This is a genomic window from Saccharopolyspora taberi, assembly GCF_039534165.1.
Classification (GTDB): Bacteria; Actinomycetota; Actinomycetes; order Mycobacteriales; family Pseudonocardiaceae; genus Saccharopolyspora_D; species Saccharopolyspora_D taberi.
This window is the reverse complement of sequence record NZ_BAAAUX010000020.1, coordinates 88986-102120: the sequence shown is the minus strand read 5'-3', so window position 1 is coordinate 102120 and position 13135 is coordinate 88986. Positions and strand designations below refer to the sequence as shown.

The window sequence follows — 13135 nt, the reverse complement described above, 5'->3', positions numbered from 1 at the left end:
CCGCCCACAACCGGCGAAAGTGTCAGAAGTGACTGCCGGGGTGTCCTGCCCCACAGCGCTTGACTTGAAGCAATGTCGAAGTTTTACGTTCCTGCCACCTGGGGCTTTCCGGCCCCGCGAACCAGGAACGAGGTCTGATATGGATGCCGGCAGTGCTCCCAGGGCTGGCAGGAAGGAGTGGATCGGCCTCGCCGTGCTCGCGCTCCCGACGCTGCTCCTCTCGATCGACATGAGCGTGCTGTTCCTCGCGACGCCGCAGCTGAGCGAGGATCTGCGCCCCTCGGGCGCGCAGCTGCTGTGGATCAGTGACATCTACGGCTTCCTGATCGCCGGCTTCCTGATCACCATGGGAAATCTCGGCGACCGGATCGGCAGGCGGAAGCTGCTGCTGATCGGCGCGTCCGCCTTCGCCGCGGCCTCCGCGGTCGCCGCGTTCGCCAACAGCGCGGAGATGCTGATCGCGGCCCGCGCGGTGCTCGGCATCGCGGGCGCGACCCTGATGCCGTCGACGATGTCGTTGATCCGCAACATGTTCCTCGATCCGAGGCAGCGGACCGCGGCGATCAGCGCGTGGATGACGTCGTTCACCGTCGGCATGATCGCGGGCCCGCTGGTCGGCGGCCTGCTGCTCGCGTCGTTCTGGTGGGGTTCGGTGTTCCTGCTGAACATCCCGGTGATGGTGCTGCTGCTGGTGCTCGGCCCGCTGCTGCTCCCGGAGTACAAGGAGGGGACGAGCCGCGGGCTCGACCTCGCCAGCGTCGCGCTGTCGCTGGCCGCCGCGCTGCTCACGATCTACGGCGTCAAGGAGATCGCGACCGTGGGCCCGGACCTGGTCCCGGCGCTGTCGGTGGTCGTCGGGCTCGCCCTCGCGGTCGCGTTCGTGCGCAGGCAGCGGCGGCTGGCCGATCCGCTGCTCGACCTGGCGCTGTTCGCCGAGCGGAAGTTCAGCGCCTCCCTCGGCACGCTGATGCTGGTGGTGATCGTGGGCCCGGGGCTGGGCCTGTACGTGGGCCAGTACCTCCAGCTGGTGCTGGGCCAGACCCCGCTGGAAGCCGGGCTGTGGTCGGCGGTGCCCACCTTCGCGGTGCTGATCGGTTTCGGCCTGTCGCCGGTGATCGCGCGCTGGATCCGGCCCGGATACCTGATGGGAGCCGGTGCCGCGGTCTCGGTGGTCGGGCTGCTGCTGCTCACGCAGGTCGGCGGGGCGGGCGACCTGGCCCTGGCGATCACCGGGCAGACGGTGTTCTTCGTCGGATCCGCGCCGCTGGCGGTCCTGGGCACGGACATGATCGTCGGCTCGGCCCCGCCGGAGCGCTCGGGCGCGGCGTCCGCGCTGTCGGAGACGGCGCAGGAGTTCGGCGGTGCGCTGGGACTCGCGGTGTTCGGCAGCATCGGCGCCGCGGTCTACCGGGCGAACCTGGTGGTGCCGGAGGGCGTGCCGCCGGAGGCGGGCGAAGCCGTCCGGGACACCCTCGGCGGAGCGGCCGACGCGGCCGGGCAGCTGCCCGCGCCGGTCGCGGCCGAGGTGCTGGACAGCGCGCGGAGCGCGTTCACCGACGGGCTGAACGCGGTCGGCTGGTTCGGCGCGGGGATCACCGCCGTGGCCGCGGTGCTGGCGGCGGTGCTGCTGCGCAACGTGCGGCCCGATCGGGCGGAGGAGCCCGCTCCGGAGCCGGAGGCGGTGTCGGAGCTGGTGTCGGCGTCGGAGGCGGAGCCGGTGTCGGAGGCGGAGCCGGCGTCGTGACCAGGCCGGTCTGGCCCGCGGTGACCGGGCTTGTGGCTCGGTTGCCCCGACACGCCGCGGCGTGTCGGGGTGGCCGACGCACCGGGGTGTGTTGGGTTGGTTGACGCGCGGGGGTGTGTTGGGTTGGTTGACGCGCCGGGGTGTGTTGGGGTGGTTGACGCGCGGGGGTGTGTCGGGGTGGTTGACGCGCCGGGGTGTGTTGGGGTGGTTGACGCGCCGGGGTGTGTCGGGGTGGTTGACGCGCCGGGGCGGGTTGGCGTGGTCGACGCGCCGGAGCGTGTCGAGGTGTCCGACGCACGGGGGCGAGTTGGGGCGGCCGACACGCCGAGGCGAGTTGGTTCCGGCATCGGCGCTCGGCGCTCGGCGTGGCCGGTTCTCCCGCCCGCGCCGCTGCCCGCCCGCCGCCGGTCCGCCCGGCACCGCCCGGCGTCCGCCCGGCGTCAGCCCGCGGTGACCGGGTCGATCCCGGACCACGACGTCAGAGCCTCCGACACCTCCTGCACCGACGGCCGCGCCGCCGGATCGGAAGCCAGGCACGCGTCAACGGTCCGCGACAGCGCCGCGGGCAGCCGCCGGTGCCTGCGCAGCGGAGCCGGGGACGACTCGGCCTGCGGGTACCGGCGGCTGCCGTCGCTGCGCCGCTCGCGGTGCGAGACCTCGGCCCACGGCGTGGTACCGGACAGCGTCTCGTACAGCGTGATCCCCAGCCCCCAGACGTCGGCCGCCGGAGTCATCTCGTCCCCGCGCGCCTGCTCCGGCGACAGGTAGTCGAAGGTGCCGCCGGAGCTGCGGTCGCCGATCCGGCAGACCAGGCTCAGGTCGAGCAGCACCGCCCGGCCACCCACCTCGACCACGTTGGACGGCTTGACGTCCAGGTGCACCCAGCCCTGCCGGTGCAGGTAGCCCAGCACCGAGCAGAGCTGGATGCCCAGCACCGCGGCGTCGACCGGCCGCAGCCTGCCGTGCTGCTCGATCAGGAACCCGAGGGTGTGGCCCGGAAGCGTCTCGGTGACCACGGCCGGGCGGACCGGTTCGTTGGTCAGCACCGTCTCGTAGCCGCGCACCAGGTACGGGTGCGTCAGCGTGGTCAGCAGCAGACCCTCGTTGCGCAGCCACCCGGTCCCGGTCTCGTCCTCGGCGCGCTCCGGGCGGAGGGTCTTGCCGACGCACCGGCAGGACCGCTCCTCGCTCCACAGGTCGTAGACGTCGAGCCTGCTTCCCCGGCGGAGGTGCTCGACGACGCGGTACCCGGCCGCCAGCTGTTCGCCGGGAGCCAGCGGCTCGCCGGGCGGCCCCCAGTCGTTCTCCTGTTCGCCGTAGTAGTAACTCAGCGAATCGACCAGCACCGGCGGCCTTTCTGCTCGGGCTCCACGGAGGTCGTCAGCTGTGGCTGCGACGGCGGTAGTGCCGCCGGTGGTCGCTGCTGCTGTGCCTGCGACGGCGGTGGTCGCTGCTGCTGTGGCGACGGCGCCGGTGGTCGCTGCTGCTTCCCCGGCGGCGGTGGTCGCTGCTGCTGTGCGAACCGTGCACGTGCTTGGCGGGCGATAAGTGCTTGAAGAACTTGCCGAAGCTCATCGGGCTCTCTCCTCGTCTCGGCGTCTGTTGGGGAACCAACGGCGGGCGCGGGGTCAGTAGTTCCCGTGGTGATCATTCTCCCGGTTTCCGGTGGTCAGGTCGAGACATTTCGGACATGTTGCTGTGATCTTGACGCCACCCGGCGGCCGGGGTGTCGCGGCGGCGGGCTGCTCCAGCCGGGTGGAACCGGCCGCGGTCGATTGTCGGCAGGTGCCGACGGCGGTTGCATGAGGACGTCGACCCGCACAACCGAAAAGGTATGGACGTGGCGCATCGCCTTCGAGCTTCATCGATCGCGGAGACCACGAGGTGTTCGGCCCAGCCGTTGATGTTCGCCGGCGGCGTGGCGGCCTTCGCCATCGCGGCCGCAGCGCTCTACGCCGAGCTCCTGGTCCTGCACGCGGAATCCCTCACGTTGCCCAAGATCGCGGAGTACGGCCTGAACGTGCTCGCGATGCTCCCGTTCGTCGCCGCGGTCGTGGTGCTGGGGACTCCGGTGGCGCTGGTCGTGGACCGCCTGTGCGACAGGCTGGAACTGGGCCCGCGGGGGACGTTGCTGGGTTTCGCCGTGCTGGGCGTTTTCTCCGGGCTGGCGATGTGGGGGTTGTTCGGGCAGACCGTGCTGTTCGCGGTACCGGCGATGCTGGCCCCGCCGTTCGCGCGCGTGGTCGCCTGGCCGCTGGCGAGGCACCGGCGCCTGCTCGTTGGAACGGCCCTCGTGTGCATCGGCCTGGTGGCGACCACGGTGGTCATGTGGGTGATCGCGCTCAGAAGTCCCAGTTGATGTCGCGGTATCGGCGCTTCGCCGCAGCATCGGTGCACTGTGGACAGTGATCGGTGATCGACCGGGAAGCCGGTTCTCTGCCGATGATGGTCGGGAACGGCACCCGGAACCACACCTCGCACAGCGACGGGATCCAGTCGCCCGCCGGAGCCGCCCCGGGCCGGATGTCGGTGGCATGGCGCACTTTCTCGCCGATACCGGCGATCCAGAAGACCATGGGCGGCTCGGGACGGATCGGGTGCGGCCACATGACGTCCTACTTTCGGCTCAACCGCAGGGGGAATTGCTGACACGCGGGAAAGTAGGCGGATAGCTTCCGTTTCAGCGAACTTGGGACGGGCCAGGTCAGGTGGCCATCAGGCGACTTCTTGTCCCAGGGCTGGCACGTGCAGTCGGGTGAAAGCCGAGGTTGGGCCTTGAAGCGTCCTCTGAAGCCGCGGCAAATAGGGATCGGCGTGCAACTCCGGAAGCTGCGAGAGAAGAGCGGGATGACCACCCGTTCGGTCGCATCGGCGCTGGGACTGTCGGCTTCGACGGTGAATCGGACCGAACTGGGGAGCCGCGTTCCGGACCGGGACGAGATGAGCGCGTTGTGCGCGCTGTACGGCGTGACCGGCGAGGCGAAGCGGGAGCTGATCGAGCTTGTGGGGGAGGTAGGTGACGCCTCTGCCTGGGTGGGAAGCGGTCGAGTCGCAGACATCACGGGGAGTGTGATGGCGCTTGAGCGTGAGGCAGTCTCGATCACCCAGGCGTCGGTTGCCCTCATTCCAGGGCTGACCCAAACCGCCGAGTACACCCGCGCGGTTCTGGAAAACAGCTGTTCTCCAGATGTGGTCGAGCGCATCGTGACGAGGAGACTGGGACGGCAGGCCCTTCTGTCCCGGCCGAACGCACCCGCGGTGACGATGTTCATCGAGGAGGGTGCGCTCCACCGGAGCTTCGGCAAGCCCGGAGTACTGCGCGAGCAGCTGGAGAAACTGCTCGCGGTACAGCGAAGGGAACACGTCAGTGTCCGGGTGACTCCCTTCGACGCGAGCGGGAGCCCCGGCATCGGTGGTCCGTTCGTGATCTACGAGTTCGCGGACGGGAGTCGGCAGGTCTTCGTCGAATCGTCCCGGCTGTGCATCTTCATCGGGGAGCCGTCCGAAATAGCGCCGCTCGTGAAGATCGCCGAGATGCTGGACACTTGTGCCTTGGACGAGCAAGGGTCCAGCGCGCTGATCCGCAAGATCGCTGAAGGGCTTGCCAGTGACTGAACGGGCGGCCACTTCATGGTCTCGGCCGAGCAGTGGCAGTCCTTCCTGTCCGGGCTGAAGTCCGGCCGCTTCGACCGCTGAACCCCTAGAAGACCCAGGTCGCCAGGGCCAGTCCGACGGCGAGGACGAGCAGTCCCACGCCGACCGGCACCAGCGGGCTCCGCCTGCGAGCCGTGGCGGGTCGAAGGAGCTTCTGGGGCGGCTCCAGCCACGGGCCCGGCGGCTGCGACTGCGACTGCGGCGGCTGCGGCCTCGGCGCTGCGCCGCCCTGCACCGCGCTCCCCGGCGGCGGGCTCCCCGGTACCGCGCTCCCCGGCGGCGGGGAGCTGGGAGGCGGGCCGCCCATTGGCGTGTCGTCGGCCGGGTCGTAGCTCGATTGCTGGTCGTAGGTCGCCGGTTGGTCGTAGCTCGGCTGCTGGCCGTATCCCGCTGACTGCCCGTATCCCGGCTGCTGGCCGTACTCGGCCGGTTGCCCGTATCCCGCCGGTTGGCCGTAGCCCGGATCCTTGCCCCAGGCCGGTTGACCGGGCGGCAGCGCCCCTGTAGGCGGCGACCAGCCGACGTGCCGAATCTCCAAGCGCGGAAGGGGAATGGTGGGCTCGTCCTGGACCGGCGGCAGCGGTGGAAAGAGCGGCCGCGCGACGGGCGGTTGCGGTGGCACCGTCGCCCGTCGCTGCAACCGCAGGCCGTAGACGGTCAGGACCAACCCCACGAGCCCGATGCACGCCGACAGCACCGAGCCGAGCTTGTCCAGGACTTCGAGCACGTGATCAGAGTGCCAGCACCGGCATCCGAGCCGCACCGGGTTCGGCGGGCCGGGACCGGCGGATGGCAGAGTCAACCCCGCACCCGAGGCCGCGACGACAGGAGCAACCGATGGCGCCGCCGACCCGAACCCCGCCGGAGAAGTGGATCGCGGCGGGACTCCAGGCGCTCGCCTCGGGCGGCCCGGACGCGGTGCGGGTCGAGCCGCTGGCGAAGGCGGTCGGCGCCACCAGGGGCAGCTTCTACTGGCACTTCACCGACCGCGGCGCCTTCCTCGACGCGCTGCTCGACGCCTGGGAGCGGATGGCCATCGACGAGGTGATCGAGCAGGTGGAGGACGAGTGCGCGGATCCCCGGGCCAAGGTGCGGCTGGCCGGGATCCTGACCTTCTCCGACGACCTGGTCCCGATCGACCTCGCCGTCCGCGACTGGGCGCGCCGCGATCCGGCCGTCGCCGAACGCCTCCGGCGGGTCGACAACCGCCGGATCGACTACGCGCGCTCGCAGTTCCGCACCTTCTGCCCGGACGAGGACGACGTCGAGGCCCGCAGCCTGATCGCCTTCTCGCTGGCGATCTCGAAGAACCTCATCGCCGCCGACCACGGCACCCGCACCCGCGCCGAGGTCCTTGACCTGGCCTCCCGGCGGCTCCTGGACTAGGCCCGGACCGGCTGGATCCGGGCGCGCAGGAGGCAGAACTCGTTGCCCTCCGGGTCGGCCAGGACGTGCCAGCTCTCGTCGCCGGTCTGGCCGACGTCGGCGGGCCTGGCGCCCAGCGCGAGCAGCCGCTCCAGCTCGGCGTCCTGGTCGCGGTCGGTGGCGCTGACGTCGATGTGCAGCCGCAGGTTCCCGTTCCGCGGTTCGCTGCTGGGACTGAGGACGAGGGTGGGCAGCGGGCCGCCGAAGCCGGTGCCGGGCGGTCCGATCTCGATGCTTCCGTCATCTTCCCGGTCGAGCTCGACGTAGCCGAGAACCTCGCTCCAGAACGCGGCCAGCCGCTCGGGATCGGCGGCGTCGAGGATCAGTTCACTGATGCGGCATGCCATCTGGCCACACTAGAGGAACCTCCAGGCTGCGCACGGGTTTGCTGGGTTCCGCCTGTGGTGCGGGGAACGGCGGTGCGGAGGCCCGCCGCTGCAACCGTGGGCTTTTTCTTCGCAGGTCAGTGACGTTCGCCGTGTCCCCGTGCCGGCCACAGGTACACGCGCCACTCCTCGGCTGCCTGCACCTCGCCGGAGGCCGGGCCGTCCGACCGCCAGATGCGCACCTCGGCCCTGCCCGTGAAGGGCGGTGCGAACGGGCCGATGGGAAGCATGTCCGTGGTCGCAGTCGTCACCTGCTGCCCGGAAATCTCAAGTTCCCCGCGGGTCGCTCCGCCGAGATCGGCGTCTTCGGGCCGTGCATCGAAGAAGTACAGCGAGACGAGCGCCGATTCCCCTTCGTCGCATTGGCTGAAGAACGCGATACCGGCCTCGGTGCACACCGCATCGAGGCCGGGATTGTCGACCGGGATGGCGTAGTGCGGATTCGACGGCCAGTCGCCGAAGTAGAAGTGTCCGAACTCCACGGGCACGACCCTGTGCTGTTCGTGAACCGCCTCGCTCGCCATGGCCGTTTTATACAGGTGTGCGGCGCCTTTCGGCAAGGCGCCGCACACCGGCGAGGTGGAAGCCTCAGTCGATCACTTCGACCCAGAAGGCGTCACCGTGCACCACGTGCTCCGTGTTGTAGAAATTGTTCAGCGCGCGACCAGCCGCGCGGTTGTCCTCGCGATGGATGGCGCGGGACGAGTACGACCACTTGCTGTCGATACCCATCTGTTCGTTGTAGGCCGCACCCTCATGCGTCGACCGGAAAGGGTACTCGTCGCAGTCCCTTTTGTATTCGGGGTGGTTGTTCGGATAATCTTCACCCCAGTGCAGTTTGCAGTTCGCCACGGCGATGGCGTTGTTGCGGTCGTACCACACTTGGTCGTGCCCGGAGTACAGGCGCGTGAGGGGCTTCTCCGACCGCAGGCTGCCGGGGATCTCCTTGCCGTTGATGCCGGGCTTGGTCAGGGACATGTCGCCGGACTGCGCGTCGGCGAGGTGCTGGGTGAACTGCGGGAAGTCCGTCCTCTTGTACTCGAGGATCGGCTGGATGCCGGTGTACAGGCAGGAACCGCCGCCGAGGTAGGCGGCCTGGTCGCAGCGGACGATGAAGTCCTCGCCCAGGAGTCCGGCCGGGAGGTGGCGATGGCTGATCTTCGGGGCGAGAGCGAAGAAGTTCTGCTCGTCCGGGTCGATCCCCTCCGCGGTGCGGTCCATGAAGCGGAACGTGGGCGAGACCATCGGGACCAGCTCGCGGAGCTCACCCAGGCTCGGCTCCCAGGAGAAGGCGTGGTGGTTGTCCCACTCGCACGCCGGTCCGTCGTTGGGAAGGCATTCGACGGAGAACTTCACCCGCTCGTTGGGCGGGGGAACGGCTCCGGTCGTGGCGGGCCTGTCGGTGGCGAGCTGGAAAATCATCTCGCGTTCGCCGATGCCGCCCTTTCCGATCGACCCGTTCCCGACCATGATGACCCGGAACGACTGCGATCCCAGCTCCTGGCAGGGATTCGTAGAGCAGTCCAGGAAGGGCACGACCACCGTGTACTGCTGGCACATCGCCAGGCGGTTCTTGTACTGCGTGACCGGCACATCGGGATGGGTGTCGAAATAAGCCCGGCACTCGTCGAGGGTGGCGGGAGCGGGTTGGTTGAAAGCCAGTGGTGAGAACTCCCCGGACCGGTCCTCCGCCCGCACCGAGTACAGCTGCTTCGGCTCCGATTCCGCGCGCCGCTTCAGCTCTTCCTGCGTGCCGGTCGAGGAGGTGCCCCAAGATCGGGGCGCACTGCCATCCGCCCACCTGGGCGGGTGGACGATTCCGGATCCCCCGTTGTCGTCCGGAACTGCCGCGCCGGACGTTTCGCCGGCCAATAACAGCATCCCGGAAAGCAGGATGCTCAGCGCCCTGGTTTTCTTTTTCAATTGGACCCCAGAATTGATGAACAGACAGACGATCTCAATCGTTGCCGACGGCGGCGGGAATAGATACCGGCCATCCGAATGAATCTCGTGTCACAGCATTGAAATCGCCGAAACGGGGACCTGCAGGGTCGGGCGTGGCAGAATGCGCCCCGGCTGCGGCTGCGGCTGCGGCTGCGGCTGCGGCTGCGGCTGCGGCTGCGGCTGCGGCTGCGGCTACCCGAGCCGGGGCCGGAGCCCGTCCCACCCCAGCTCCGCGACCCACACCCCGCGAGGTCCGCCGGGCTCGCCGAGGTCGCCGTGGAAGACGATCCGGCTCCCGTCCGCCACGACGTCCTGGCCGCCGGGGTCGGTCACGCCGACGGTGTCGCGGCTGAGGAACGCGCCTTCGGCCTTGGTGTACGGGCCGGTCAGGCTCGTCGAGGTCGCGTAGTTGCAGAAGTACTTCCCGCTGTTGAACCACTGGGCCGAGTAGAACAGCACGTACCCCTCGGGCCTGCGGATCAGCACCGGGGCTTCGACGATCCCGTTCTCCTCCGGGCGGTCCGCGCGCACCAGGACGGTTTCCTCCCCGGTCTGGGTCAGGCCGTCCGTGGCGAGCGGGCGCAGGCGGATCGTCGGCGTGTCCAGGCCGTCCCGGTACAGCAGGTACCTGCGGCCGTCTTCGTCGACGAAGCTCGCCGGATCGATGATCTCGCCGCGTTCCGGGCCCGCGATCAGCGGTTCCGCGCCGACCGGGGTGAACGGTCCGCCGGGCTGCTCGCACAGGGCGGCCCCGATGGACTGCCTGCGGTTCTTGCCGTGGAAGGCGCTGTAGTACAGCAGGAAAGTGCCGTCCGGGCGGCGGCTGACGTCGGGCGCCCAGACGTTCGAGCTGCCCGCGTCGTTCTTCCCCACCCAGCCCGGCAGCCGTGGCAGCGCGTCCGCCCGCTGCTGCCACGGCCCCGCCAGCCGTGCGGCCGTCGCGACCTGGACGTGGTGGTCGGGAGAGTTCGTCGCGTAGGCGTGGAAAACGCCGTTGTGCTCCAGGATGTCGGGATCGGGAAAGTTCCGGTCGATGACCTGCACGGCCATGTGTTGCCACCCCCAGGCGCGGTTGTCGCTTCCAGGGTGTCGAGGACTTCTCCCGCCCCGCAGGGTTTTCCCGCGACTTCCCACTAACGGCCTAGGAGCCGCTGGCAACTCCTTGGGATGGCTGAGTGCCGCGCGCGAGTTCGGCCGACCTGTAACGGATTCGGCCCGCATCGAACCCGTACTCGTCGAACGCCGCATCATCCGGAAGCGGCCCATCGATCGAAAGGTGCTGCGATGATCGACCCCCTGCTTCTGCTGGTCCTGGGTGCGATCCTGCCCGGCGCGACCTGTCTGGCCGCCGCAGCCGCCGAGGTGTGGATGCTGCGAGCCCGCGCCCGACTGGCCGCAGCAGCGGCAGGATTGCCGGCCGGGGCCGAGCTGCAGGGCCGTTGGAGGGACGGCACTATGTGGCGCATCCGCGTCCGAGGCACCGCGACTCTCCGGGAGGCCAACGGTGACCGTTGACGAACTCACCCACGACTGGCTGGTCTGGCAAAAGAAGCTGCGAGGTTTCGCCGAGCGGCAACTTCGGTTCTACGACGTTCCTTCCGGTCGGCTCGACGCCGACGACGTGGTCCAGCACACCTGGCTGGCACTGCGCACCGCGAAGGATCCGATCAGGCATGCGGACCGGTATGCCTACCAGGTCATCAAGTCCGTGGTCCGCAAGGCCGCGAGCGAAGGCCGCAGGTTCGCCCTTCCCTCCCCGACCGCCGATGTTCCGGAAGAGCCGGCGGAAGCGCACGAGCTCGCGCGGGAACAGGTGTGGAACTCGCCGGTGGAGCACGAAGTGCTGCGACTGGAACGGTTGGCCAAGATCTCCGACATCAAGGAGGTGCTGACCCTCCCGCAGCGGACCGCTGTGGAGGGGACGGTGGAACACGGGTTGTCCCGAGCCGAGGTCGCCGCCCGGATGAAGGTGGGCGTCGGGACGGTGTCGGCTCATCGCGACCGCGGGCTGCGCAAGCTCAAATCGCACGCGCAGTTCGCCGGGCTCGTAGCCCTGTTCACGCTGGCCGGCTTCTTCTCAGGCAGCGTTCTGCTGTTCGTGCTTGTGCGCATGGTGCTGGAGAGCGGCTATGGCGGCATGGCCGTGGTGGTCGTTGCGGGCGGTGGATACGGTCTTGCCACCCTCCACGTCCTGTACAGGTTGATACAGCAGATCAAGGCTGCCACTGCCCGGGCGGAGATCATGGCGTTCCTGGTCTGCGCGATGCTTGCCGGCACGTGGGCGATCTGGTGGTTCGGTCTTGCTGCCGACGGGCTGAGCATGGGCAAGGGTCTGTTCATGGCAGTCGTGGCGATGATCATCGGCGGCTTGTTGCTGAGCCCGGCCCTGACCAAGAACTGGGGGGAAATCGCGATCGAGACCCGCTGAGAAGAAGGACAGCGCAAAGGGCGGGTGCCCGGGGGAGGCACCCGCCCTTCTTGCGCGCCCTGCGGCGTCAGCGCGTCGACTCGGTCGACTTCGCCTGTTCCGAGGCTCGGGGTGCCGGTACCGCTTCGTCGGGGGTCCGGCCCTCGGAGGCGACCGCCGGGGACTCTTCCGCGGAGAGCTTGCCACGTGTTCCGTTGAACAGCAGGTTGAGCAGCAGCGCGGCGATGCAGCCGGTGCTGATGCCGGAGTCGAGCACGGTCCGCAGGGCGGCCGGGAAGTGCTCGTAGAACTGCGGCGCGATGACCGGGACCATGCCGACCGCCAGCGATCCCGCCAGGACCAGCGCGTTCATCGGGTCGCCCAGACCGGCCTTGCTCAGCGTCTTCATGCCGCTGGCCGCCACCGAGCCGAACAGCACCAGCGCCGCGCCGCCGAGCACCGGCAGCGGCACCAGCGAGACGACCGCGCCGAGCACCGGGAACAGGCCCAGGAACACCAGCACCCCGCCGCCGACCGCGACCACGAACCGGCTCTTGATACCGGTCAGCGCGACCAGGCCGATGTTCTGCGCGAAGGCGCTGCACGTGAAACCGCCGAAGACAGCGCTCACCGCGCTGCCCGCGCCGTCGGCGCGCAGGCCGGCCGCGATGACCTTCTCGTCCGCGTGCCGGTCCACGATCTCGCCGAGCGCGATCATGTCCGCGGTGCTCTCCATCATCGCCACCAGCATCACGATGCAGATCGACAGCGTGGCCGTCAGGTCGAACACCGGCGTTCCCAGCTGGAACGGCGTGGGCACGTTGAACAGCGGCGCCTGGGAGAACGTGGTGGTGTCGACCATCCCCAGCGGCCAGGCGATCAGGGTGCCCGCGAGCAGTCCGATCAGCAGCGCGATCCGCTGGAGGAAGCCCTTCAGGAAGCGGTTGAACAGCAGGACCAGCACCATGGTCCCGGCCCCGAGCGCGATCTTGGGCATCGCCGCGTAGTCCGGTGCCTCGGGGTTCTGACCGGCGATCCACTTGATGCCCACCGGCATCAGCGAGAGCCCGATCAGCGTGATCACGGTCCCGTTGACCAGCGGCGGGAAGAACCGGACGAGCCGGGAGAAGTAGGGGGCGGCCAGGAACGCCAGCACACCGGCGATCAGCACCGAGCCGTAGATGACCGGCAGCGCGTTCTGCGTCTGCTGCTGGGCGACGATGGCCAGGATCGGGGCCACCGAACCGAAGGTGACACCGTTGACGAAGGGCATCCGGGCGCCGATCCGCCACACGCCGAGCGACTGCAGCAGGGTCGCCAGGCCCGCGGTCAGCAGGCTCGCCCCGATCAGCAGGGTCAGCTGGACCGGCGGCAGCCCGAGGGCCTGTCCGACGATCATGGGCGGAGCCACCACGCCCGCGTACATCGCGGCTACGTGCTGGATGCCGGCGAAGAGCATCTTTCCGGGTGCCAGTATCTCGTCCACGGGATGCACGTCGGCTCTTCCGTTGCGGGAACCGCGGTTGCGGCGGACTTTGAAGAGGGCCATCGGGAACTCCTGGGCCGCTGGGGGGA

General features: G+C 69.4%; 15 protein-coding genes. 6 read left to right on the top strand and 9 right to left on the bottom strand.

The features are described 5' to 3' along the window. Positions 1-139 precede the first annotated feature (139 nt). Complete coding sequence (locus tag ABD691_RS25025) at positions 140-1744, top strand: MFS transporter (protein WP_344683693.1); 1605 nt, start codon at positions 140-142, stop codon at positions 1742-1744. Positions 1745-2184: 440 nt separating this feature from the next. Here ABD691_RS25025 and ABD691_RS25020 read toward each other — a convergent pair whose 3' ends face one another. Beyond that, entirely contained in the window at positions 2185-3090 is a 906-nt protein-coding gene (locus ABD691_RS25020) for a serine/threonine-protein kinase (protein ID WP_344683692.1), read from the bottom strand. Between the two features lie 34 nt (positions 3091-3124). Then, the gene (locus tag ABD691_RS25015; RefSeq protein ID WP_344683690.1) at positions 3125-3319 is read right to left on the bottom strand and encodes a hypothetical protein; all 195 of its coding nucleotides are present in this window, start codon (positions 3317-3319) and stop codon (positions 3125-3127) included. Between the two features lie 265 nt (positions 3320-3584). Between ABD691_RS25015 and ABD691_RS25010 the strand changes: the two genes are divergently transcribed. Next, on the top strand, positions 3585-4103 hold the full coding sequence (locus ABD691_RS25010; RefSeq protein ID WP_344683688.1) for a hypothetical protein: 519 nt from the start codon (positions 3585-3587) through the stop codon (positions 4101-4103). Here the strand turns inward: ABD691_RS25010 and ABD691_RS25005 are convergent. After that, positions 4087-4353 (bottom strand): hypothetical protein, encoded by a 267-nt coding sequence (locus ABD691_RS25005; RefSeq protein ID WP_344683686.1) that lies wholly within the window; start codon positions 4351-4353, stop codon positions 4087-4089. The genes ABD691_RS25010 and ABD691_RS25005 overlap by 17 nt on opposite strands. Positions 4354-4489: 136 nt before the next feature. Here ABD691_RS25005 and ABD691_RS25000 point away from each other — a divergent pair, with 136 nt between their 5' ends. After that, positions 4490-5359: a helix-turn-helix domain-containing protein gene (locus ABD691_RS25000; protein ID WP_344683959.1), complete on the top strand. Its 870-nt coding sequence runs from the start codon at positions 4490-4492 to the stop codon at positions 5357-5359. An 85-nt stretch (positions 5360-5444) separates the two neighbouring features. Here the strand turns inward: ABD691_RS25000 and ABD691_RS24995 are convergent, their stop codons facing one another. Next, positions 5445-6125, bottom strand: a complete 681-nt coding sequence (locus ABD691_RS24995) for a hypothetical protein (protein ID WP_344683684.1) — start codon at positions 6123-6125, stop codon at positions 5445-5447. 110 nt (positions 6126-6235) lie between these two features. Between ABD691_RS24995 and ABD691_RS24990 the strand changes: the two genes are divergently transcribed. Next, positions 6236-6784, top strand: coding sequence for a TetR/AcrR family transcriptional regulator (locus ABD691_RS24990; protein WP_344683682.1), 549 nt, complete (start codon positions 6236-6238; stop codon positions 6782-6784). Here the strand turns inward: ABD691_RS24990 and ABD691_RS24985 are convergent. The 4 genes from ABD691_RS24985 to ABD691_RS24970 all read right to left on the bottom strand — a co-directional run bounded on the left by ABD691_RS24985 (position 6781) and on the right by ABD691_RS24970 (position 10203). Beyond that, positions 6781-7170 carry a VOC family protein gene (locus tag ABD691_RS24985; protein WP_344683681.1) on the bottom strand — a complete coding sequence of 130 codons (390 nt, stop codon included), beginning with the start codon at positions 7168-7170 and terminating at the stop codon, positions 6781-6783. The two genes, ABD691_RS24990 and ABD691_RS24985, sit on opposite strands and share 4 nt — an antisense overlap. A 116-nt stretch (positions 7171-7286) precedes the next feature. Further along, entirely contained in the window at positions 7287-7733 is a 447-nt protein-coding gene (locus ABD691_RS24980) for a hypothetical protein (protein WP_344683679.1), read from the bottom strand. Positions 7734-7797: 64 nt separating this feature from the next. Beyond that, complete coding sequence (locus tag ABD691_RS24975) at positions 7798-9090, bottom strand: NucA/NucB deoxyribonuclease domain-containing protein (protein WP_344683677.1); 1293 nt, start codon at positions 9088-9090, stop codon at positions 7798-7800. A gap of 255 nt (positions 9091-9345) precedes the next feature. Continuing rightward, positions 9346-10203, bottom strand: a complete 858-nt coding sequence (locus ABD691_RS24970) for a glycoside hydrolase family 43 protein (protein ID WP_344683673.1) — start codon at positions 10201-10203, stop codon at positions 9346-9348. 234 nt (positions 10204-10437) lie between these two features. Between ABD691_RS24970 and ABD691_RS24965 the strand changes: the two genes are divergently transcribed. Beyond that, complete coding sequence (locus ABD691_RS24965; RefSeq protein WP_344683671.1) at positions 10438-10668, top strand: hypothetical protein; 231 nt, start codon at positions 10438-10440, stop codon at positions 10666-10668. Then, on the top strand, positions 10658-11581 hold the full coding sequence (locus tag ABD691_RS24960) for a sigma-70 family RNA polymerase sigma factor (protein ID WP_344683669.1): 924 nt from the start codon (positions 10658-10660) through the stop codon (positions 11579-11581). Before ABD691_RS24965 ends, ABD691_RS24960 begins: the two co-directional genes overlap by 11 nt. Positions 11582-11648: 67 nt before the next feature. On the opposite strand, the gene ABD691_RS24955 is transcribed toward ABD691_RS24960, so the two are convergent. After that, positions 11649-13109, bottom strand: a complete 1461-nt coding sequence (locus ABD691_RS24955) for a nucleobase:cation symporter-2 family protein (protein WP_344683667.1) — start codon at positions 13107-13109, stop codon at positions 11649-11651. Positions 13110-13135 lie beyond the last annotated feature (26 nt).